The sequence below is a fragment of the Xenorhabdus innexi genome (genome assembly GCF_002632485.1).
Classification (GTDB): Bacteria; Pseudomonadota; Gammaproteobacteria; order Enterobacterales; family Enterobacteriaceae; genus Xenorhabdus; species Xenorhabdus innexi.
This window is the reverse complement of the sequence record NZ_NIBU01000212.1, coordinates 1-779: the sequence shown is the minus strand read 5'-3', so window position 1 is coordinate 779 and position 779 is coordinate 1. Positions and strand designations below refer to the sequence as shown.

The window sequence follows — 779 nt, the reverse complement described above, 5'->3', positions numbered from 1 at the left end:
CTGGCGGCCACGCAGGACGTGCTGGGGGTGATCAAACCTATTTTACCCGACGTCCGCGAGTTCCTGCGCGGCACCCTGCGGATGCTGACCCGGCTCCGGCCTTTTGAGCACTACGGGGTCCGGCTGCCGGCCATTCAGATACTGGTCAACGGGATCGAAGGCACCAATCTTGACCGGGATACACTGAGTGAACTGACCGATATTATCGATAACCGACGCTATGATGCCGCCGCACTGGGTGGCCGGCAGGTTTACCGGTTGCTGGACACCCGGATAGATCTGCTGGATATCTACAAACTGGGGCATGTCCGTGCCCAGCCCGTGCACCGTCTTGAATATAAAACGGCCCGTAAAAGCCCGGCGGCGGCGCACACCCTGCACGCCCTCGCCTGTGAGCTGGTGCCCTTATGGGCGGAGAAATTCGATGCCGTATTGGTCGAACAACCGACAGGAGACGCGCAATGAATGTTATCTGGCGGGCGGTCTGCTTTCGTTATGAACGTGTTGAGTTACTGTTCAGTGATGATGAGTGGTTTGTGTTTGTCGATGCGCCGGATCGGGAAACGGCGCAGGCGAAACTTCAGATCCTGTTACCGGCAGTGCTCGGCGTGTCTGCGGACGAGGTTGAGCACTTTTATCCCCGCAATGAAGCGGAACTGCGCCGGCAGGCGATGTGCCCCGATGCATCGCCGGATTTGGCGTTGCTGGAATGTGGCTGGGAAAATAACCAGCCGCAGTATCTGACCCGTGAAGAGGTGCTGTTCTGGGTCTCTTCGCCG

General features: G+C 58.7%; 1 protein-coding gene and 1 pseudogene. Both read left to right on the top strand.

Annotated features, from left to right (window positions below; all coding sequences use genetic code 11):
• A pseudogene (locus Xinn_RS21155) lies at positions 1-465 on the top strand (ParA family protein); the annotation flags it as partial.
• Positions 462-779 (top strand): hypothetical protein (locus Xinn_RS21150; protein WP_099137831.1); only part of this gene is annotated, 318 nt, incomplete at its 3' end. The pseudogene Xinn_RS21155 and the gene Xinn_RS21150, both read left to right, overlap by 4 nt.